This is a genomic window from Dyadobacter ginsengisoli DSM 21015 (assembly GCF_059568735.1).
In genome coordinates this window covers 961,484-982,891 of the sequence record NZ_JCANTY010000003.1, presented here as the reverse complement: position 1 = coordinate 982,891, position 21,408 = coordinate 961,484, and the positions used below count along the sequence as shown (strand labels likewise).

General features: G+C 50.2%; 17 protein-coding genes. 11 read left to right on the top strand and 6 right to left on the bottom strand.

From position 1 onward, the window contains the following. Positions 1–330: 330 nt before the first annotated feature. The 3 genes from BP71_RS14800 (at position 331) to BP71_RS14790 (ending at position 2,765) form a co-directional block, all read left to right on the top strand. A complete protein-coding gene (locus BP71_RS14800) occupies positions 331–1,470 on the top strand; it encodes a hypothetical protein (protein WP_496380434.1) in 1,140 nt (379 codons plus the stop codon). Further along, on the top strand, positions 1,448–2,041 hold the full coding sequence (locus BP71_RS14795; protein ID WP_496380432.1) for an HAD-IB family hydrolase: 594 nt from the start codon (positions 1,448–1,450) through the stop codon (positions 2,039–2,041). The genes BP71_RS14800 and BP71_RS14795 overlap by 23 nt, the downstream gene beginning before the upstream one ends. Before the next feature lie 79 nt (positions 2,042–2,120). Next, a complete protein-coding gene (locus BP71_RS14790) occupies positions 2,121–2,765 on the top strand; it encodes a class I SAM-dependent methyltransferase (RefSeq protein WP_496380430.1) in 645 nt (214 codons plus the stop codon). Here BP71_RS14790 and BP71_RS14785 read toward each other — a convergent pair. Both BP71_RS14785 and BP71_RS14780 read right to left on the bottom strand, forming a co-directional pair. Continuing rightward, entirely contained in the window at positions 2,760–3,698 is a 939-nt protein-coding gene (locus tag BP71_RS14785; protein ID WP_496380428.1) for a decaprenyl-phosphate phosphoribosyltransferase, read from the bottom strand. The two genes, BP71_RS14790 and BP71_RS14785, sit on opposite strands and share 6 nt — an antisense overlap. 178 nt (positions 3,699–3,876) lie before the next feature. Continuing rightward, the gene (locus BP71_RS14780) at positions 3,877–4,968 is read right to left on the bottom strand and encodes a Gfo/Idh/MocA family protein (RefSeq protein ID WP_496380427.1); all 1,092 of its coding nucleotides are present in this window, start codon (positions 4,966–4,968) and stop codon (positions 3,877–3,879) included. Between the two features lie 215 nt (positions 4,969–5,183). Between BP71_RS14780 and BP71_RS14775 the strand changes: the two genes are divergently transcribed. The 7 genes from BP71_RS14775 (at position 5,184) to BP71_RS14745 (ending at position 15,871) form a co-directional block, all read left to right on the top strand. Continuing rightward, positions 5,184–7,223: a DUF3858 domain-containing protein gene (locus BP71_RS14775; RefSeq protein WP_496380425.1), complete on the top strand. Its 2,040-nt coding sequence runs from the start codon at positions 5,184–5,186 to the stop codon at positions 7,221–7,223. A 16-nt stretch (positions 7,224–7,239) separates the two neighbouring features. Then, a complete protein-coding gene (locus tag BP71_RS14770) occupies positions 7,240–9,180 on the top strand; it encodes a DUF3857 domain-containing transglutaminase family protein (protein ID WP_496380423.1) in 1,941 nt (646 codons plus the stop codon). 109 nt (positions 9,181–9,289) lie between these two features. Further along, positions 9,290–10,228: a dihydrodipicolinate synthase family protein gene (locus BP71_RS14765; protein WP_496380421.1), complete on the top strand. Its 939-nt coding sequence runs from the start codon at positions 9,290–9,292 to the stop codon at positions 10,226–10,228. Between the two features lie 114 nt (positions 10,229–10,342). Continuing rightward, entirely contained in the window at positions 10,343–11,818 is a 1,476-nt protein-coding gene (locus tag BP71_RS14760; protein ID WP_496380419.1) for an aldehyde dehydrogenase (NADP(+)), read from the top strand. 147 nt (positions 11,819–11,965) lie between these two features. Beyond that, positions 11,966–12,967 (top strand): 4-hydroxyproline epimerase, encoded by a 1,002-nt coding sequence (locus tag BP71_RS14755; RefSeq protein ID WP_496380417.1) that lies wholly within the window; start codon positions 11,966–11,968, stop codon positions 12,965–12,967. Positions 12,968–13,070: 103 nt separating this feature from the next. Then, positions 13,071–14,330, top strand: coding sequence for an NAD(P)/FAD-dependent oxidoreductase (locus tag BP71_RS14750; protein WP_496380415.1), 1,260 nt, complete (start codon positions 13,071–13,073; stop codon positions 14,328–14,330). Between the two features lie 122 nt (positions 14,331–14,452). After that, entirely contained in the window at positions 14,453–15,871 is a 1,419-nt protein-coding gene (locus BP71_RS14745; RefSeq protein ID WP_496380414.1) for an APC family permease, read from the top strand. Positions 15,872–16,059: 188 nt separating this feature from the next. On the opposite strand, the gene BP71_RS14740 is transcribed toward BP71_RS14745, so the two are convergent. Next, positions 16,060–16,554 (bottom strand): SRPBCC family protein, encoded by a 495-nt coding sequence (locus BP71_RS14740; RefSeq protein WP_496380412.1) that lies wholly within the window; start codon positions 16,552–16,554, stop codon positions 16,060–16,062. Then, positions 16,544–16,870 (bottom strand): ArsR/SmtB family transcription factor, encoded by a 327-nt coding sequence (locus BP71_RS14735; protein WP_496380411.1) that lies wholly within the window; start codon positions 16,868–16,870, stop codon positions 16,544–16,546. The genes BP71_RS14740 and BP71_RS14735 overlap by 11 nt, the downstream gene beginning before the upstream one ends. A gap of 159 nt (positions 16,871–17,029) precedes the next feature. On the opposite strand from BP71_RS14735, the gene BP71_RS14730 reads away from it, so the two are divergent. Beyond that, positions 17,030–18,430 carry a S8 family peptidase gene (locus tag BP71_RS14730; protein ID WP_496380409.1) on the top strand — a complete coding sequence of 467 codons (1,401 nt, stop codon included), beginning with the start codon at positions 17,030–17,032 and terminating at the stop codon, positions 18,428–18,430. 199 nt (positions 18,431–18,629) lie between these two features. Here the strand turns inward: BP71_RS14730 and BP71_RS14725 are convergent, their stop codons facing one another. Both BP71_RS14725 and BP71_RS14720 read right to left on the bottom strand, forming a co-directional pair. Beyond that, entirely contained in the window at positions 18,630–20,198 is a 1,569-nt protein-coding gene (locus tag BP71_RS14725) for a glycoside hydrolase (protein ID WP_496380407.1), read from the bottom strand. 27 nt (positions 20,199–20,225) lie between these two features. Then, on the bottom strand, positions 20,226–21,383 hold the full coding sequence (locus tag BP71_RS14720) for an NRAMP family divalent metal transporter (protein ID WP_496380405.1): 1,158 nt from the start codon (positions 21,381–21,383) through the stop codon (positions 20,226–20,228). Positions 21,384–21,408: the final 25 nt, after the last annotated feature.

Below are 21,408 nucleotides of genomic sequence, written 5' to 3'. Positions count from 1 at the left end.
GCAGGATATGGGTTAGGTTTGTTGAAATCTTTAAAGAAAGTCTGTGTATAATGCAATAAGTTAAAGACGACAAATTTATACCCGAATTTATTCGTGCTTGAAATCTGATTTTAATCTATTTATTTGGCGCGTTTTTTGATCTGAATGAAAGAGTGCAGGCAGCGGATCTATCGAACTATATGCAGCGGAAGACCTGGCCCGGCTTGTCTGTTCATTGAAGCTTCGCAAGAAGACTTTAACCGGAAATGTACCTCTGGCTGACTCCTGAATGGAAATGAATGTTGTAAAAGCCGGCTAATACATTATCGTTTTTGTTTTAATAAGATTATTTTGAGAAAGGCATTTAAGAAGTTACTGTGGTTTATCATGATTTTTCTAATGGCGGGAATGCCTGTTGTGCGAACCATAGACACGGGGCTGGGATTGCACCAGCTTGCGGCCCATAAGGCAGCGCTGGCAGGAGATTTCTGGTTCCCGAACCCTTGGAAGTACCGCGTATTTTCAGTGTGGCTGGTCGAAGGGAGCTACCAGCTTTACACACATACGATTGATAAACTGGTGCCGGTTGACGGCCTCATTCAGTATATCAGCCCGGTGAGCAACGAAAGGTTCGCAATTACGGCTGATTTAAACAGATTCAGCCACAACGGGTATGAAGTGTCACGTCCTCAATATTTCTTTAAAAAGTATAATGCAGGCCAGGATGAATGGGAGGTGTTCAAAGAATACCATCGCTATTTCATCGTTTTCATGATCCTCAGATTTGCGATCAATCTGGCGATACTGTTCTTTGCATATCGGTTCTATAAGCTCTTTATCGCGAATTGCTGGATGGTCCTGATGGGCGTTGTATTTTTGGACAACGGGATAAATAACGCATTCAGGGACACTGCTTTCGGGTTTGACACTTATATTGATCTCCTGCTTTTTATCCTGAGCGCCATTGTTATTGTAAAGAACTATTCTCCGCTCTGGCTGCTTCCGGTAATGGTGATCGGGATTCTGAACAGGGAAACTTCGCTGCTCATTCCGGCCCTCTTTGCAACGGTCGGTTTTGTTCGGGACGGATACAGGGTCAAAATTTGGAATTTCATCCATTCGGCGATCCTGGGCGGCATTGGCCTCGCAGGATTTGTTGGGCTACGGTGGTATTATGGCTACGAGCCCTATGTATTAGAGTCAGGGTGGTTCCGTGTGGTCGAGAATTTTACGAATTATTCGATCATGAGCGGACAGTTTGCCATTATGCTGATACTGCCGTTTTTAAGCCTGTTTTTTCTCCGTTCCTCCCCTATTATTTTGAGGACAATCTGGATTACGATCATCCCGGTTTGGTTTGGTATTCACTATTGGTCCTTTCCTGTTTTGGAATCGCGGTATTTCCTGGTGCCTTTTGCATTGGGGATTATTCCGGTTACACTCTGGGGAGTAGAAACCTCAAACCTGAATGAAAAGACTCGCACTATTTGATTTCGACGGCACGATAAGTTCGAAGGATTCATTCCTCTACTTTTTGCGCTATACACACAGTTTCCCCCGCATCGCATACAACTTGGTGTCGGTGGCACCGGACCTGGCGGGATATTTGCTAGGCTTCATCTCCAACGAAGTGGCCAAGCAAAAGCTCTTCAGCGCCTTTTACCGGGGTGTGCCATTGAGCCTGTTCGAACAATGGTCGGATGCATATCTTTCGGAAATCAATTCGTTCATCAAGCCCAAGGCACTGGAATGCATCAGGAAGCATCAGCAACAGGGAGATAGAGTGATCGTAGTTTCGGCAGGTTTTGATCTGATCCTCACACATTGGTGCAGGCAGGAACAGGTTGAACTCCTGGCTACCTGCGTCGGTGTTGAGAACGGGTTGATCACCGGAACTTTTAATGGACGTAATTGCTATGGAGGCGAGAAGGTCGAAAGGATCAAATCTTATTTGAATTTGTCTGATTATGAGGATATCTACGCATATGGCGACTCGGCCGGCGATCTGGAAATGATGAAGATATCGAACAGGCCGCATCACGACAAGAAAATTTTTGGCTAGGTTCCGATACCAGTGAGTGTATCAGCTTGGTGTATACTATTGGCGGGCCTTACCGGCCTGCAATCCTAAAAAAAGGCAAATGATAACTTCAAATGAATTAATAGGTTTTCTGAAGACAGGTGAGGGAAAGAACCTGAAAGGACTTAATCGCCTGAAAACCGTTTACCGACCTGTTATCTGCCCATTTGATCAGATTTTAGAGTCGATACCGGTGGGCAAGAGCGTTTTTGATCTGGGTTGTGGCTCGGGCTCGCTTTTGTCGCTCATTAATCATTTCCGGCAACCGGTACGGCTGGGCGGCATCGAGATCAGCCAGGTCCTGGTAGACAACGCCCGGCTTTTGCTGTCGACGGCGAAAGTGCCGGTGGATATCAATAAATATGACGGGACCAATATTCCTGAGGAGATAGGGGAGTATGATGTGGTAACCATGATCGACGTATTTCATCACATTCCCAAACCGCTTCAAGTAGGTTTTTTTGATCAGCTTTACCAGAAAATGGCGCACGGTAGTATCTTCGTTTTCAAGGATATAGATGCTGCGAGCCCATTGGTTTATACCAACAAGCTTCACGACTTGTTTCTGGCAGGGGAAATCGGAAACGAATGGAGTGGGGAAAAGTCGGCCAGCGCGCTGGCCGACTCGGGCTTCGAATGCTCGGAAATCATGTACAAGCGGTCATTTGTGTATCCGCACTATACGATTCTGGCGAAGAAATTATAGGATGCCGGTGGGCCAGTAATAAAAGCAGAAAATAACATAAGCCAGGAAGAGCAGCACCGTGAGCTGCAAAGCTTTGTCCTTGTATATCAACGTCGTTGGGTCTCCTTCGCCCTGGAACTTGTCGATATCCGTCAGCTGGATAAATCTGAAAAGGCCGTACACGACGAAAATAAGGGAGTATTTCAGAATATCTGCCCCGATGATCGTGATGACATCTTCATCGATCGTATAAAACATATAGCTGATGAGCGTCATGGTTGTACAGGAGTGAATGTAGGTGTCCATCAGTTTGACTGAATAGTCGGACAAAACGCTCCGGTGCCCAACTGCGTTTTCGCTCAGTACTTTCAATTCTCCTTTTCTTTTAATAAACGCGAGCATCAGCGCCAGGAAAAACGTAACCACGAGGATAAAATCGGAGGGGTTTACCTGTATGGCCTGGCATCCAGCCAATATCCTCAGTTCAAATCCGATGGAGATAATTATGCAATCCACAATGCTTATGTTTTTGAAGTAAAGGGAGTACAGGACATTGACAATACAATAGGCAGCCAGAATGATCGTGAATTTGATGTCGCCACGGATTACCATAATGGCGGTTGAAGCGAGGATGCAGATAACTGCACTTGCAATCGCAGTTTTCATTGACAGCTTCCCTGATGCCAGCGGCCGGTGACACTTCACCGGATGATTGCGGTCTGAATTTACGTCTTTGATATCATTCAGGACATAAATGCCGGAAGCCGCAAAGGAAAATGCCAGAAAAGCAAGAAGCGCCGAAAATGCCGAATACGGATCGAGTAATTTTCCTGAAAATAGCAACGGAGCGAATACCAGGAGATTCTTAATCCACTGGTGAACCCGGATTTGTTTTAAGATTAAGTGAATAGTTGTGGCGTAGTAGCCCATGTGGGGTGATGTGTTTAAATACATAAAGTAACGGTCGTAACCCGCGCGAGGCATGATCTCAGAATATCAGGTAATTATGATAATGACATGGTGAAGACACTTTTGTTAAATCTACTGTTGCCTCGGGAGTCAGGATGTTTCAATAAAAATGCCCTGCCACGGAAAAATCGCGGGACAGGGCAGGGTATGTAATGGGGAATCTTTAGATGAGATCCACAGTCCGTCCGGTTTTGACGGACTCATCGCAGGCAAACGCGATCTGCAGACTGGTCACGGCGTCTTGTAAGTGATCCGTCAGATCCAGGTTTTCAGTGATCGCGCGCAGGAAGTAACGTTGTTCGCGATTGCAAAGCTCCTGGTGGTCGGGCTCGTCTTCAAGGTTGATCCAGGTGTCTTCTTTTGCAAACTCGTCGGAGCCATTCAGATCGGCATGGTGTATGCGGATCGACTCGGTTTTGGTATGCGCTTCCACGGAAGATGATTTTCCGCTTCCGCCTGCATCTTTCGCCACGATGGATGCCGAGCCTTTCGGTCCGATCACGTCTTTCACGAAGAACGCCGTTTCGCTGATCATGGGGCCCCAGCCGGCTTCGTACCAGCCTACTGAGCCGTCTTCAAACCAGATTTGGAGCTGACCATAGTTATAGTTTCCTGCCGGAATGTCTTCGGTAAGGCGCGCACCGATCGCATTCACGCGGAGCGGCTTCGAACGGGTCATCTGGCACATCACATCGATGTAATGCACGCCGCAATCCACAATCGGGCTGAGGCTCTTCATGAGGTTGCGGTGAACGCCCCACATGTAGCCATGGCTTTGCTGGTTGAGATTCATACGCATTACCAGCGGCTTGCCCAGGCCTTGCGCTTCGGTTACAAAGCGCTCCCACGACGGGTGTACGCGGAGGATATAACCTACCACCACTTTGCGGTTAGCCATTTTAGCAGCTTCTACTACGCGTTTCGCACCGTCGACGGAGTCCGCGAGCGGTTTCTCGATAAAGACGTGCGCACCGGATTCCAGTGCCTTGATCGCGAAGTCTTCGTGCGTATCGGGGTAGGTCGAGATACAAACAGCATCCGGTGTGGTTTCTTTCAGTGCCGTTTCATAATCGTTGAAAAGCGCGTAGCCGCCACCAAGTTTTTCATTCAGGACCTCTTTACTTTTTCCGGTGGAAACGATCCCGCAGATCTCGAAACCATCGAGCAGCTGGTACGCAAATGCATGGGAAGCACCCATATTCCCACAACCGACTACGAGTACGCGGATGGGGCTTTGGTTTTCAAAAGATGACATAGATAAAAGGTAATTGTTAAGATTATGGGTTAGCAGGAACGTACGGCCATGCAACAGAACCGTCGTGTTGAGGTGTCAAAATTAGGCATTAAAATCCGTTTTCGGTCAGTTTCATTCCAAGTGAAAAAAAATCCCGTTTCGGTGATAATTATTTTTGAAAATCGAAATAACTGTACGATAATGCATGAATTTTGTTACTCCTCATCTACTTGTTCATGACTAACTTTTTACTTCCTATCAGACTGTCCGGTCTGTACCCCAGGAATGTGCTGTTCATCCATTCCTTACTGCTGTTTTTTACTTTCCACGCATTTGCGCAGGAAGATTTCAAACCCAAACTAGGGATAATCGACCGTACTTCGCTTGAAATGACAGCCTATCCAGGCGATAGTACCGCCGATGCCGTTTACCTGTACGACTACGGCAAAGTGACTTTCAGCTACGACAATCTTAAAGGCCTCCTGATGTCGACCGATATCTGGGTGCGGATCAAGATCTTGAAAGAATCCGCGCTGGACAGGGCGTCGGTTGGTATTTCTTATTACGAGGGGCCCAGTTATAAAGAGCAGGAATGGGTACAGGACCTCAAAGGCTATACCTATAACCTCGAAAATGACCAGATCGTACGCACCGAACTCGAAAAGAAAGCCATCCGGCGCGAAAAATCGACCGACTCGCAAAGTACTACCAAGTTTAACCTGGCGAATGCCAAAAAAGGTTCAATCATCGAATATTCGTACACCCTGGTATCACCTCTGGCTGTGCGGAATGAGCCCACCCCCTGGAATTTTCAGGGATCGATCCCGTCCAAATGGAGCGAATTCAATATCGTCGTTCCCTATTTTCTCGACTACAAAATGACGATGGGGGGCTATCTTTCCCTGCATTTGAATAAACAGGAACCGGTTAATGTGGGAGTAGGGCATTCGATTTATGATGGCCCAGGGATTTCGTACCGCTTTGCAGTGAAGGACGCCCCGGCTTTCGTAAACGAACCTTTCATTACGACAGCCGCGGATTATCTGTCGAAAATCCGGTTCGAATTGTCGAGGGTGAATGTACGGGGCGAAATGACCAAGAATTTTTCGCAAACCTGGGATAATGTCGAAAGGACGCTCGACGAAGCGAAGTGGTTTGGAGGAGAGCTCAGGCGAAGCGGCTTTCTGAAAGAAGTACGCGATGAAATCGCTGCAAAAACCACCGATCCTGTTGAACGAATGACCCTGGCATACAAACATATTCAGGAACGGATGAAATGGGACGGCTATTCGGGGCTCTATTCGGGCGACGGTATCAAAAAGGCTTACGACAACCGTAAGGGCAATGCATGCGATATCAACCTGATGCTCACGGTGCTTCTGCGCGAACTGGATATTGAATGCGACCCTGTTCTGATCAGTACGCGCTCGCACGGATACCTGCACCAGGAAATCCCGATGATCGAAAGTTTCAACTATGTGGTGGTACATACCAAAGTGGGCGATAAGGAGTTGTTCCTGGATGCCTCTGAGTCTTATTCTAAACCCGGTTTGCTCCCGGAAAGGGCATTAAATGGTTTTGGAAGGCTTATTCCAAAGAAAGGACAGGGCAGGTTTGTGGAGATCATTCCCGGTGATTCTGAAAGTAAGCTGGAAATGATTACCGCCAGCATCGTGCCCGAGGACGGCACGGTAAAGGGAAGTTACAGCATTTCTTACGGAGGCTACGAAGCGCTCGACTGGCGTTCCAAATACGGCGCCGAGGCCGATAATGTATTTCATGAGGACCTGAAAAAGGAAGTGCCCGAATGGAAAATCCAGAATGTAGCCATTAAAAATAAAATCGAAGACTTCAAGGGGACTGTCAATGTGAGCTGCGATTTTGAAATGGAGGATGAAAGTGCATCGCCCGGCGTATTCTATTTCAATCCGATCATGGCGGGCCGGTGGACGAAGAATCCGCTCAAAGCAAAGGAGCGCATTTATCCGATCGACCTGGGTACAGGCATCTCCGCCTCATTCATTGGCAATTTCACCCTGCCGGAAGGCTATGCATTGGAGGAAATGCCCAAAGCCGAAATCATCATGCTCCCGGACAAAGGCGGGAAGTTTTCATACCAGGTTCGCCAGGTTGGCAATGTCATTCAGGTTAATACGATGATCCAGGTTACCCGCACGCGTTTCCTGCCGGAAGAATATCCCGACTTGAAAGAGTTTTTTGAGCGCGTTGTGCAGAAACACGCCCAGCCGCTGGTCATTAAGAAGAAGACAATTTAATATCTTTCCCGATTTCATGAAAAAGTTTAAATCAATGCTCAGGTATATCGCCGGGATGTCCCTGATAGCTCCGCTGACGGTTTTAGGGCAGACGGATTTTAGTGTAAGTAAGATAAGCCCAACACTATTAAAAGATGCTGACGCGGTGGTGCGGCTGGACGAAACGGTGTGGGATATTAAATCGCAAGCCGAGGCAGTTCTCAAAAGCCGGGTTGTGGTGACTGTTTTGAACGAGAAAGGAGAGGATGAGCACGGCGAATTGCGGGTGCGATATGATAAGTTTACCAAAATCACGGACATTAGCGGCAACATCTATGACGCGAATGGGAAGCAGGTCAAAAAGCTCAAGAATTCAGAAATTGAAGATTACGGCTATGGCGGGGGAGGCGACAATATCAGCGATGCCCGTATGAAACTGGCCAGTTTTGGAAAGAAAAGTTACGATTATCCTTATACAATAGAATATGTGTACGAAGTCCGCGACAGGAACATGATGTCGTATCCCGGCTGGACATCGGCTCAGAAAGAAGGGTCGGCGGTGGAACTCTCAGTTTACAGGATCAAGGCGCCCGCAGGGTTTAAATTCAGGTATAAAGAGTATAATAAGGCTCCGGCGGTTGTAAAGTCTACGGCAGCAGATGCTTCCGAGCTTTATGAATGGTCGGTGAAAGATTTGCCTGCGCAGAAATCGAAAGACCTTTACGAATTGCCTTCGATCGAACGCACGCCGCTTATAATGACTGCCCCTTCCGATTTCGAAGTGCAAGGCTACAAAGGGAATTTCAATAGCTGGGAAGATTTCGGGAAATTCTATGGCACACTGAACGCAGGGCGAGACATGTTGCCCCCGCAGTCGGTCGAGCAGGTGAAGGCACTGGTCAAAACTGCCCGTTCCGAGCGTGAGAAAGCTGAATTGATATATAAATGGATGCAATCGAAATCCAGGTACGTGAGCATTCAGCTGGGGATCGGCGGCTGGCAAACGATTGACGCCACCACCGTAGCCAACACCGGCTATGGCGATTGCAAGGCACTCACCAATTTTACGCTCGCAGCATTGCGGTCAGTAGGAATCAAATGCTATACCGCATTGATCAGGGCGGGCGATGAGGAGGTTATCAAGTCGGACTTTCCTTCCAACCAGTTTAATCATGCCATCGCATGTGCTATTATTGAAAAAGACACCCTGTGGCTGGAATGTACCAGCCAGACGGCCCGGCCCAATTTTATGGGCACTTTCACCGGCGGACGTTATGCCCTGCTGGTAACGCCTGATGGCGGCAAGCTCGTAAAAACCCCTGACTACAAATCCTCGCAGAACACGCGCGACAGCCATGCCAATGTGGCGCTGGAAGCAAGTGGCGACGGGCAGGTGGAGGTGAAGGTACTGTACACCGGCTTGCAGCATGAGACGAGGGCCAATGTGTTGCAGGTCGCCACGAAAGAGGAGCAGAAGAAGTGGCTTTTAAATCAAATTAACCTTCCGAGCCTCGATTTGCAGCGTTTTGAACTGATTGCCGGTAAAGACAGCGAGCCATCGGTCACCGAAAAACTCACCTTGAACGTCCGTAACTGCGCCACCAAAACCGGCACCCGGCTGTTTGTGAAGCCCAGCCTGCTCAGCCGACCGTTCGAGTTACCTGCGACTACAGAGCGGACGACGGATTTCTACCTCCCGGTTTCCGATTACAACTTTACCGATCTTGATACGGTATCTTATCAGGTTCCGGCCAGCTACAAATTGGAAACCACATTGCCGGTATTCCAGATTACCTCGGCATTTGGCAGCTATGAACTGAAAACCAGTTTTGAAAACAACCAACTCATTTGTGCGAGGAAAGTGGTAATGAACGGCGGACGTTACGAATCGAAGGATTTTGCGGCCTGGGTCGATTTCCTGAAAAAGATCCGGAAGGCCGATCGGGCGCAGGTGGTGTTCGTCGAAAACAAGCTTTGAGCCGATTTTTGGGAGTATGTTAAAATATGTAAGGAATTGATTAAAACATGTGAATATCCGCATGGCCGCATGGATTAATTTTGGACTAAAATTTTAACATAAGCAGGATATGAACAAAGAAGCATGGTACGGCATTTTCCCCGCGTTGGTGACGCCATTCAAATCGGATGATACACTTGATTTTGAACTGTTCGGCAAAAACCTCGAAGCGCAGGTTGAGGCAGGAATAACCGGGGTAATCGTTGGCGGTTCGCTCGGGGAAGCCAGTACACTTACCAGGGCCGAGAAAATGGAGCTGGTCAAGTATGCTAAACAGGTTCTTCCTGCTGGTCTGCCCGTTGTGTTGGGTGTGGCCGAGCAATCGACAGCCGAAGCGGTGAGTATTGCAAAAGAAGCAGAGGGCATCGGTGCCGACGGCCTGATGATTCTTCCTCCTATGCGCTACAAGGCCGACGACGACGAAACCGTAAACTGGTTCAAGACCATCGCCGAGAGCGTTTCGCTTTCGATCATGATCTATAATAATCCGGTCGACTACAAAATAGAAGTGACGATGGAAATGTTCGAAGAGCTGGCCAAAGTTCCGAACATCCACGCCATTAAGGAATCGACCCGCGACGTGAGCAATGTAACGCGTCTGTTCAACAAATTCGGCGACCGTTTCCGCGTATTCTGCGGGGTGGATACATTGATAATGGAAGAGGTAATGCTCGGTGTGGACGGTGTGATCGGCGGCTTGGTGGATGCATTTCCGAAAGAAACTGTGGCGATCTTCAACCTCGTGAAAGCGGGCCAATACAAAGAAGCATTGGCGATTTACCGCTGGTACCTGCCATTGCTGGAACTCGACATTCATCCTAAGCTGGTACAAAACATCAAACTCGCCGCTGCGAAGATGGGTATTGGTTCGGAATACGTACGTGCACCGCGCCTGCCGCTTCATGGTGCCGAGCGTGAGAAAGTGCTTGCTATCATCGATCAGGCCATCGCTACGCAGCCTGAGTTACCTGATTATTTGAATTTGACGGTGGATACGTCAGTGGTGTAAGTGGCCGAATGGTCTCAATCCTTACAAAAACCGTAATATTGACAAAACTTCCAGCGGAGATCTGATCGATTTCCGCTTTGGAATTTGTTCTGTTTTTGTCAAAAACAAATGATTATGAAATTGTCCGATTTAGACCTTATTCTTGAAAAAGCCCAGGAGGCATTCGTGGCTATGAATGCCTACGCATTGCGCCGCCGTGTGGCTTTAATGAACGCAATTGCCGACGAAATCGAGGCATTAGGCCCTGAGTTGGTACAAACCGCCATGGCTGAATCCAATCTGCCAGAGGCACGCCTGAACGGCGAAAAAGTACGGACGGTGTTCCAATGGAGAAGCTACGCGCAAGCAGTGGAATACGGCTATTCGCTCGATGCGAGCATCGATACCGCCAATCCGCAGCGTGCCGTGCCGAAGCCTGATATTCGCAAAACCAATGTAGGATTAGGTCCTGTGGCTGTTTTCGGGGCTAGTAATTTCCCTTTTGCATTCTCCACGGCCGGCGGCGATACCGCGAGCGCCATTGCGGCCGGTTGTCCGGTGGTGGTGAAAGCACATCCCGGCCATCCGAAAACTTCGCAGCTGATGGCCGATGCCATTAGTCGCGGTGTGGCTAAAAGCGGGTTTCCTAAAGGAACATTTGCCCACATTTTTACAGAAACCAATGAAGAAGCCCAGGCTTTGGTGAGCCACCCGGTGATCAAAGCGGTCGGTTTTACCGGCTCTAACCGTGGCGGACTGGCATTGGTGGAAGTGGCCAACAAGCGTAAGGAGCCGATCCCGGTATTTGCCGAAATGGGCAGCATTAACCCTGTTTTCCTGCTTCCTGGAAAGCTGAGCACAGCAGGCGCGGAACTGGCCAAGCAATATGCAGGTTCGCTCACATTAGGGGTGGGCCAATTTTGTACAAACCCCGGATTGCTGATCACCGAAGATAGCCCGGCGCTGGAAGGGTTTATCGCGGCATTGGATCAGGAGATTGTTAATATCGTTCCGGCACCGATGCTGAATGCGGGCATTGCGGTAGCGTACCGCGGTAACCGAGAAAAAGTGATCGGTCAGGCGGGCGTGGAAGTGCTTTCGGTAGCGACTACCGAGGCTGGCGAAGGACAAGGCGCGGCTACGGTCGCAACCGTTTCCGGTGTGGATTTCCTGATCAACGATGATTTACAAACCGAAGTTTTCGGGCCATTCGCATTGATCGTGAAATGCCGGAATGCGGAGGAAGTGCTGGCGGTGACGGAAAAACTGCACGGTCAGCTGACGGCTACATTGCTGGCAACCAGTGAGGATTTGGCCTCGCATCGCGAACTCGTGGCGGCCATCCAGAACAAATGCGGCCGCATTATCTTCAACAATTTCCCGACGGGCGTTGAAGTTTGCAAATCAATGCACCACGGCGGACCATTCCCGTCGTCAAGCAACAGCCAGTTTACCTCGGTAGGCGCGGATGCGATCAAGCGGTTTACACGGCCATTGAGCTTCCAGAACTGGCCCGACGAATTTTTACCAGACGAATTGAAAAACGCGAATCCGCTTGGTATTTGGCGGACGGTAGATAATGAGGTGACGAAGGAAGCTGTAAGGTTGTGAGGGCTTTAAGCTTTAGGCTGTAAGCTTTAAGCTCATTTTATGATGAGAATAGAACAAACTTAGCCTAAAGCTTACAGCTTAAAGCTTACGGCATAAATCTAGAACAAACTGGCCCAAAGCTTACAGCTTAATGCCTAAAGTCCTTTTATGCGTAAAACTTTTTTCTGTATCGATGCCCACACCTGCGGAAACCCCGTACGGGTAGTCGCAGGTGGCGGGCCGCTCCTTGAGGGCAACAGCATGATGGAGCGCAGGCTCCATTTTTTGAGGGAATTCGACTGGATCCGCAAGGGCCTGATGTTCGAGCCCCGCGGCCATGACATGATGAGCGGCAGCATTCTCTATCCGCCTATTGATCCGGCGAACGACATTGGTGTGTTGTATATCGAGACCAGCGGCTGCCTGCCCATGTGCGGGCACGGAACGATCGGCACGGTGACGATTGCCATTGAAGAAGGCCTGGTAACGCCCAAAGTACCGGGGAAGCTGAGGCTCGAAACGCCGGCCGGGTTGGTTTTGGTGGAATATGTGCAGGAGGGCCGTAAGGTGAAGTCTGTCAAGCTGATTAATATTAAATCATTCCTCGCAGCTGAAAAACTGACGGTCGAATGCCCTGATTTGGGCACATTGACAGTCGATGTGTCGTACGGAGGTAATTTCTATGCGATCGTCGATCCGCAGGAGAATTTCAAAGGCATTGAAAACCATACGGCCGATCAGTTGATCAGTTGGAGCCGAGTATGCCGCCAGCGAATGAACGAGCAATACCAGTTTGTACATCCCGAAAATGAGCATATCAAAGGCCTGAGCCACTTCCTCTGGACTGGCGCACCACTTGACCCGACTTCCACGGCACGTAATGCCGTTTTCTACGGCGACAAGGCCATCGACCGCTCTCCATGCGGCACGGGTACGTCCGCACGTATGGCGCAATGGCACGCGAAGGGCAAGCTCAAAAAAGGCGACCGTTTCGTGCACGAAAGCATTATCGGTTCCAAGTTTATTGGTACCGTAGAGGACGAAACGACTATTGGCGACAAGCCTGCCATGATCCCCGGCATCGAAGGCTGGGCCGTGATTACCGGGCACAATACCATTTTCATTGATGATGAGGAGGATCCCTATGCGTTTGGTTTTCAGGTGTTGTAGGGCCTTAGGCTATAAGCTAATGGTTTATATCCTGCTAATTAAGTAATAGAGTTAAAAATAGCTTAAAGCTTATAGCCTAAAGCTTAAAGCAAAAACAAAAACAATGAACACCAAAAAAGGCACCTCCGTCATTATTGGTGGCGGAATTACGGGCTTGGCTTCGGCCTATTACCTGCTTAAAGGCGGATGGAAGGTGACGTTACTCGACAAGGGCGACCTGTTCGATAATTGCTCGACGGGCAATGCGGGCATGATCGTACCGAGTCATTTCATCCCGCTTGCCGCTCCTGGTATGGTTTCGAAGGGGATCAAATGGATGTTCAACAGCCGCAGCCCTTTTTATGTAAAACCATCCCTCGATTTTTCGCTGATTTCATGGGGGCTCAAATTCATGAAAGCGGCCACGGAAGCCAACGTCGAACGCGCTGCACCGCATTTGCGCGACTACCATTTGCTAAGCAAAGCACTGTATGAAGATCTGGTGAAAGACGAAAAGCTGGATTTTGGTTTGGAAGAAAAAGGCATTTTAATGCTCTACAAATCCGACAAAACCGGCGAAGAGGAAATCCACGTCGGCAAGCAGGGCCAGCAATTGGGTCTGGACATTGCTATGCTGAACCGGGAAGAAGTACAGGCTTTGGAACCCGGCATTCAACTGGATGTAGCAGGCGCGGTGCATTACCGCTGCGACGCCCATTTGTACCCGACGGCATTGATCAATGGCTTGATTAAAAGCATTACTGCATTAGGCGCTCAAATCGTTAAAAATACGGAAGTAACCGGCTTTGATATTCAGAATGGAGAGGTTAAGTCGGTAAAAACGGCTTCGAAAAGCTATTCAGGAGACCTGGTGGTGATGACCGGCGGCTCGTGGCTGCCGCAGCTGGCCAAGCAAGCCGGGCTTTCCATTCCCGTCATGCCAGGCAAGGGCTATTCCTTTATGGAGCCCAATTCAGCGCATCCTATCGCGCATCCTGCATTACTACTCGAAGCCCGTGTGGCCGTAACACCCATGAACGGGCAGGTGCGCTTCGGCGGAACGATGGAGCTGGCGCCGTTGAATAACCAGGTCAATATGAACAGGGTAGAGGGGATTGTTAATTCAATTCCACAATATTATCCTGAACTGAATGTGGCAGTGCCCGCGAAGGACCGCATCTGGTACGGATTCCGGCCTTGCTCGCCCGACGGGTTGCCCTACCTGGGTTATTCCAAAAAGCTGAGCAACCTGATCGTCGCCGGCGGGCATGGAATGATGGGCATCAGTCTCGGGCCTGGTACCGGAAAGATCGTGGCGGAACTCGCGGAGCGTTCTAAACCTTCGGTCGATGTGACGCTTTATGATCCGGAGCGTTATCAATAGGTCGGCTCGGCGCGTAGGCTTGTAGCCATTTTAAGGTATGTAAGGGGATAGATTTTGTGAGTAGGCCAAATACTTCGTAGTTTACACAGATTAACACCTGACTTGATAACCTATTACCCTTTATGCCAGAAGAAAACACCTCTTTCAAGCCCTCATTAGGGCTTGTTGACGCCACGATGCTCGTTGCCGGCAGTATGATCGGATCGGGCATTTTTATTGTCAGCGCCGATATCATGCGCAATACCGGAAGCGTAGGCTGGCTGATGTTCGTGTGGCTCATCACCGGCTTTATGACCCTCACGGCCGCATTAAGCTACGGTGAGCTCAGCGCCATGTTCCCCAAAGCTGGTGGTCAGTATATTTATCTCAAAGAAGCATATAACCCGCTGATCGGTTTTCTATACGGTTGGAGCTTTTTCACCGTCATTCAAACGGCCACGATCGCCGCCGTGGCCGTGGCATTTGCTAAATTTACGGCCTACTTGGTCCCGCAATTCAGTGAAGACCTCGTGGCCCTGGACCTCGGGTTTCTCAAAATAAGTCCCGCCCAGCTATTGTCTATTGTCGTGATCGTCGTGCTGACGTTTACGAATACACGTGGTGTCAACAGCGGGAAAATTATTCAAACTACATTTACCTTAACCAAGCTGCTCAGCTTGCTCGGCCTCATCGTTTTCGGGCTACTTTTCATGAAACCCGAAGTATGGGCGGCCAACTGGGGCGAAGGCATGTGGGATCTGCACAAGCTCAGTCCGGACGGCAGCATAGAGTCCTACACCACCATCGCCGCATTCGGTGCCATTGCCGCTTCGATGGTAGGCTCCATTTTCAGCAGCGATTCGTGGAATAACGTGACATTCATTGCCGGAGAAATCAAAAATCCGCAACGCAATATCGGCCTCAGTCTTGCATTAGGGACGATTATCGTAACCGTCATTTACGTCCTCACCAACGTGATGTACACGGGCGTGCTCTCGTTGCAGGAAATCGCCTCCTCCGATAAGGACCGCGTCGCCGTAGCCGCCTCGCACGTCATTTTCGGTAATGCGGGAACGATCGTCATCGCGGTAATGATTATGATCTCCACTTTTGGCTGCGACAATGGCCTCATCATGTCGGGCGCGCGGGTGTATTACTCGATGGCGAAGGATGGCCTGTTTTTCAAGAAAGTAGGGCAATTGAATAAGAATGCTGTGCCGGAAATCGGTCTTTGGCTCCAATGCGTCATCGCCTCGTTGTGGGCGCTGAGCGGGAAGTATGGCAATTTGCTGGATATGATCTCTTTCGTGGTGGTGGTATTTTATATGCTTACGATTATCGGCATATTCATTCTCCGTAAAAAGCGCCCCGATGCCGAGCGGCCTTATAAGGCATTTGGATATCCGTTTCTGCCGATTATTTACATTATTATGGGTATTGCCTTCTGTGTGCTGCTGATCATTTACAAGCCGGAATACACCTGGCCGGGGCTGATTATTGTGTTGCTAGGGATACCGGTATATTATATGGTGGCCAAAAAAGACGTAGTGCCGGTGGAGTAGCAGGGAGCTTTAAGGGATGCTAATGTCAGTCAGGAGCGCACCGGGCGGTCGAAGGGTCGGTGCGTAACGTCTAGCAAGACGTTGTACCGTACGGACTGTCTTCGACCGCCCGGCGGCCCGGTGCGCTCAGACTGACATTGTTCAAGCTGGCATTTAACGGTTTTGGTTTGTTGATGAAATGTGCAGGATTACTTTTCCAGCAGCTCGTCCAGATTACCAAGCGCCATCGTGAAGCCTTCTTTGAAGCCCATCTGGATCATCTGCTCGATGTCTTCATATTTATCGTACTGAATGGCTACCGAAACGGTGGTTTTGCCATCGGCTTCCGTAAACGTATTCGTCCAAATCGCCTGCGCGAACTCGGTGTTGATCGTCCCATTTTCATCGCAGAAAGCGTCGTTAGCCGAAAAACGATGTTGGGGCTCGATCGTTTTGTAATCCACTTTGGCCCAATGCTCTTCGCCCTCGGGGCCCACCATGGCGTAAAGCCAGGAACCGCCTTCGCGGAAATCCATGGATTTGGTACGGGCCTTCCACGGACGCGGCGCCCACCACTGGTCGAGCAGCTCGCTTTGTGTCCAGGCTGCCCAAACTTTCCCCACCGGGGCGGCAAATTCACGTTCTACATTGACACGGCTATTTTCCTTGTCTACCGAAAAATTCATTAACAGTTCACTTTTCATTTGGATTGGAATTTAGGTTGATTAAAAGTTGATCTAATTGATTAAAACGGTCTTCCCAGTGTTTTTTGAACTGTGTCAACCAGTGGTCGAACTCTTTCATTTTGACCGGATTGAAATAATAATGGATCTCCCTCCCGACCTTATTCTGCGTTAACAGCTCACAATCGGCGAGTACCTTAATATGCTTCGAAACCGCCTGTCTGGTAGTATCAAAATGTTCTGCCAGCGCATTGGGCGTCATAGATTGCGCGGCAATCAGCACAAGAATCGCCCTCCGCGTAGGGTCTGCAATAGCTTGAAATATATCTCCTTTCATACACGATCGAAATATGCAACTTGATGGTTGCAAATATATATGCAACTTTTTAGTTGCACAAGTTTTTTGAAATTTATTTCGAATCATTTGTCAGAAAGCTTTACCGGAAAGTAATTTTTATGGACATTGAAGGTCAATCGCACCTTAAAAATTTGAACTATGAAAAAGATGTACAACTGGCTGTCAACCAAGTCATTGGTTGTTGCTTCGGTAGCGGCGTTTACGTTGGCTGGCTGTCAGGAAACCACCGTTGAAAACCAACCTTCTTCGCCTACGGAAATTTCCGGCAATGCGCTGCGGACAAGTGGTGAAGATGAATTTGTGGAAGGGGAATTGCTGATCCAGTTTAAAGAAGGCGTATCGGCCGCTGCCAAACAGAAGGCTTTGGACAAGGTAAAAGGGCAACCTGTTGAGAAAATCCTGACGAAGGCGATGGAACGGGCCGGTAAGAAAGAAGGGCTGGTGCTGGTGAAGGTTAACAAAAATGTGTTGGAAGCCATTGCCGAACTGAAAGGCGCGGAAGGCGTGGAGTTCGCCGAACCCAATTATGTGTATTACCACACCGCAATTTCGACAGACACTTACTTTACCAATGGATCGCTCTGGGGCATGTACGGCGCGGGTACGAGCCCTGCTAGCCCTTATGGCAGTAATGCGGCGGCGGCCTGGGCGGCTGGTAACACCGGGCTCGCTTCCGTATACGTCGGTGTGATCGATGAAGGTATCCAACTCACACACCCGGATCTGGCAGGTCAGATTTGGGTTAATCCTGCCGACCCCACAGACGGCGCCGACAACGATGGTAACGGTCTTGCAGACGATACCAACGGGTGGGATTTCGCCAATAACGACGCCACCATTTACGACGGCGGCACCAAAGGCTCCCTCGACGACCACGGTACGCACGTGTCGGGTACCATCGGCGGCAAGGCGAACGGCCAGGGAGTTGTGGGTGTAAACTGGAACATCAGACTTATTTCGGCGAAGTTCCTCGGTCGTCGCGGAGGGACCACGGCCAATGCGGTGAAGGCAGTCGACTATCTCACCAATCTCAAAAACCGTGGAATCAATATCGTTGCCAGCAACAATTCCTGGGGTGGCGGAGGCTATTCACAAGCACTTTATGACGCCATAGCCAGGGCGAACAATGCGGGAATCATGTTCATTGCTGCTGCCGGTAACTCCGGGACGAACAATGACGTTACGGCGAGCTATCCGTCCAACTACAATCTCCCCAATGTGATTGCAGTGGCAGCGATCGATAAAAACGGTGCACTGGCAAGTTTCTCCCAATATGGCGCGACTACTGTGGACATTGGGGCGCCGGGCGTTGCCATCAACTCTACTACGGCCTATAACACTTATTCATCTTACAACGGCACTTCCATGGCGACTCCGCACGTGACAGGCGCTGTTGCGTTGTATGCGTCTACACATCCGGGTGCGTCTGTTGCGCAGATCCGCAATGCTATTCTGTCCAGCGCGGTACCTACTGCTTCATTGGTCGGGAAAACAGTTACCGGCGGTAGATTGGATGTGAATGCGGCGCTGAGTAAATAGTTTGCCGTGTTTTGAAGGAAGGGGAACGGCGCATGCGCTTTTCCCCTTTTTTGTTGGCCAGGAATATTGACAGCATCAGGCCTGCGCAGACGCGGGTCTGCGACCATATTCGGCATAAGCTGAATGCCGGTTTCCGGATTGACTGTTTCCATGACTGGAACTTGCTGTTTGAAAGTTTGCATCACTCGGTTGATAATTGCTATTTCTTCACCACCAATGTCATCATTCCCCGCGCCGGAATCTTCACCCCCTCTTTCAAATTCCCAACCTTCCCCCGCCGCATATCAAGCCCTACCTCCCCGGTAGTCAAATAAAGATCAGCACCCTTCGTCTTCAACCCACTCACCTCCGGCTTTAAAACCCGCGCTTCATTCCCGTAATTAACAGCCACCAAAACCACCTGCTTCTCATTCGCATAAGCCGAAACCATCAGATCCTGCGCGATTTGTTGGGGGGTAAGACCGTCATTGCGGGTAATGTTCAGCCTGTGCATGCCCGGGCGGATGAACCGGCTATAATGGCCTAACGCCCACAGGTTTTTGGTAGCGGTGATGGTGCCGTCGGTGTATTCTTTGTTGGCGGGTTTGAGGGCGATGAGGTAGTAGCGGGTGTCGAAATCAGGGTTGCCGGGTTCCCAACTGTTCCAGAGTTGCCATGCGGCGGTGTTGCCGTACACGAGGTCGTCGTGGATGACTTTCGAGAGGAACAGGGCGCAGTCGATGGCGGGGATGCGGCCGGTTTTGCCTTCGCGGTAGCCGTCGGCGAGCATGGAATATTCGGTTTGCCAGAAGGTTACGCCGTATTTGGCCGTCGTGTCGGCTACGTGGCGGCGGATGGCAATGCGGGCGCTGTCGCCTTTGTCGGTGAAGTAGCTATGCCCGCCAATGAGATTGGGGAGGTGTTTGAGATTGTTCAATACCAGCTTGCTGCCAGGTTTGAAGAAGGCCTGCGTTTGTTGCGTAGCGTTACCTGTTTTTCCGTAGAGAAAATCAAGCTGGGCGGCTTCGGTGAGGAGGATTTTGGAGGTAGAACCGGTGGCGGTCAATGCGCTGTCGAGGGCTTTGGTCAAGCGGGCAATCTCGTCGTTGTGCCACGGGCTGCCTTCTTGCTTGGCACCCTGGCCGGGGGCATGGTACCAGTCCCATTGCGGCTCGTTGACCGGACTGATGTAGTTGAAATGCAAACCTTCTCCATCGAAATGCTTCAAAACCGTTGCCAGAAAGCCTGCATAATCGCCATAATGCTCCGGTTTGAGGTTTGAAATGTAATCTTTGTCCGTTTTATAGCCCCGGCCATTCTTCGTGAATTGTACCGGCGGTGTGTTGGAGAATGCGATCAGGTTTTCGACGCCGTATTCCTTCGCTTTTTTGGTAAACCATATATAACCGGCCTGTTTCGACCAGTCGTACGTGCCATCCGGGCGCAGGAAGCATTCGACGCGTTTCCGGAAATCGGTGATGCCGCTGCTGTCGCCCTGCTCCGCGGTGCCACCGCCGATGTTGAAACGCCAGGCTGAGAGTCCGATGCCTTTCGGATTGCCCTTGGTGTCGAATTCCTTGCTGAAAAGCCATTCTGCCATTTGCTCGCGGTTTTGGGTCGGCCAGTTTTTAGCGATGCCTTCCGTGAACCAGGCCCCGGCCGCTCCGAAATTGTCGATTTTTTGGGCTTTGTTTTTGATGTCTATTTGAACAACCAGCTCAGGCGGTTTTTGGGCGTAAACCGTAACTGTGAAAAGCAGTGAAAGAGCAGTAGTCAGTAGTTTTTTCATGGACAAAGGATTCAGGAATATTATTAATCAAAATATATTAAAACCCATGGCAAGAAGGATCAGCACGACCGCCCAGCCCGCGATTTGCAGCAGCAGCGAATGCCGGTAACTGCCCATCAGGCGAGGTTTGCGGCTCGCTACGAGCAAAATTCCAAGCGCCACCGGGAGTACGAAGCCGTTCAGCGTCCCTACAAATACCAGCACTTTCACCGGCCGGCCGACCAGCAGGAAAACGACGGTGGAAATAAGGATAAAAACAATGGTAATGTAAGAATGGTATCGCTCGATGAGCGGGTGAAACGACCTTAGGAACGAAATGGAAGTATAGGCAGCGCCCACGACGGAAGTAATGGCCGCCGCCCAGATCATCAACCCAAAAAGCTGCTTCCCGAACGTCCCGGCGGCATTTTCGAATACCGAAGCGGCCGGGTTTTCCGGATTAATGCTCACGCCGGTAAGGATAATGCCCAGCGTGGCGAGAAAGAGCAGGTAGCGGATCGTGGCGGTGATGAGGATGCCCGTGGAGGCGCCCTGGTTGACTGCTTTCAATGCGCTTTCGCCATGTACGCCCGAGTCGAGCAGGCGATGCGCGCCGGCGAAAGATATGTACCCGCCCACGGTTCCACCTACGAGTGTGAGGGTGGCGATGGCGTCGAATTTTTCGGGGAAAAAGGTGTGTTTCAATGCGCTTTCCAATGGCGGGTGCGAGGTGAATGCGACGTAGAGAATGAGGGCTATCATCACAAAACCAAGGATTTTGGCGAAACTGTCCATCGCTTTGCCGGCTTCTTTGAAAAGGAAAATGGCGATGGCAATGCCTGCGCTGACGACGGCGCCGGTTTTAACCGAAATGCCTGTCATGGCTTCGACGCCCAGGCCCGCGCCGGCCACATTGCCGATGTTGAATGCGAGTCCGCCTGTTACGATGAGGAATGCGAGGAGGTAGCCGAGGCCGGGGAGCAGCTCATTGGCCAGGTCCTGGGCGCGTTTGCCGGAAACGGTGATGATCTGCCAGATGTTGAACTGGACGGCGAGGTCGATCAGAATGGATATCAAAATGATAAAGCCGAAACTCGTCGCCAGTTTTTCGGTGAAGACGGTCGTTTGCGTCAGGAAGCCCGGGCCTACCGCGGAGGTGGCCATCAGGAATGCTGCGCCTAGCAGGGCGTTCTTGTTTTTTGACATTGTTTTGTGTTGCCACGAAGGCACT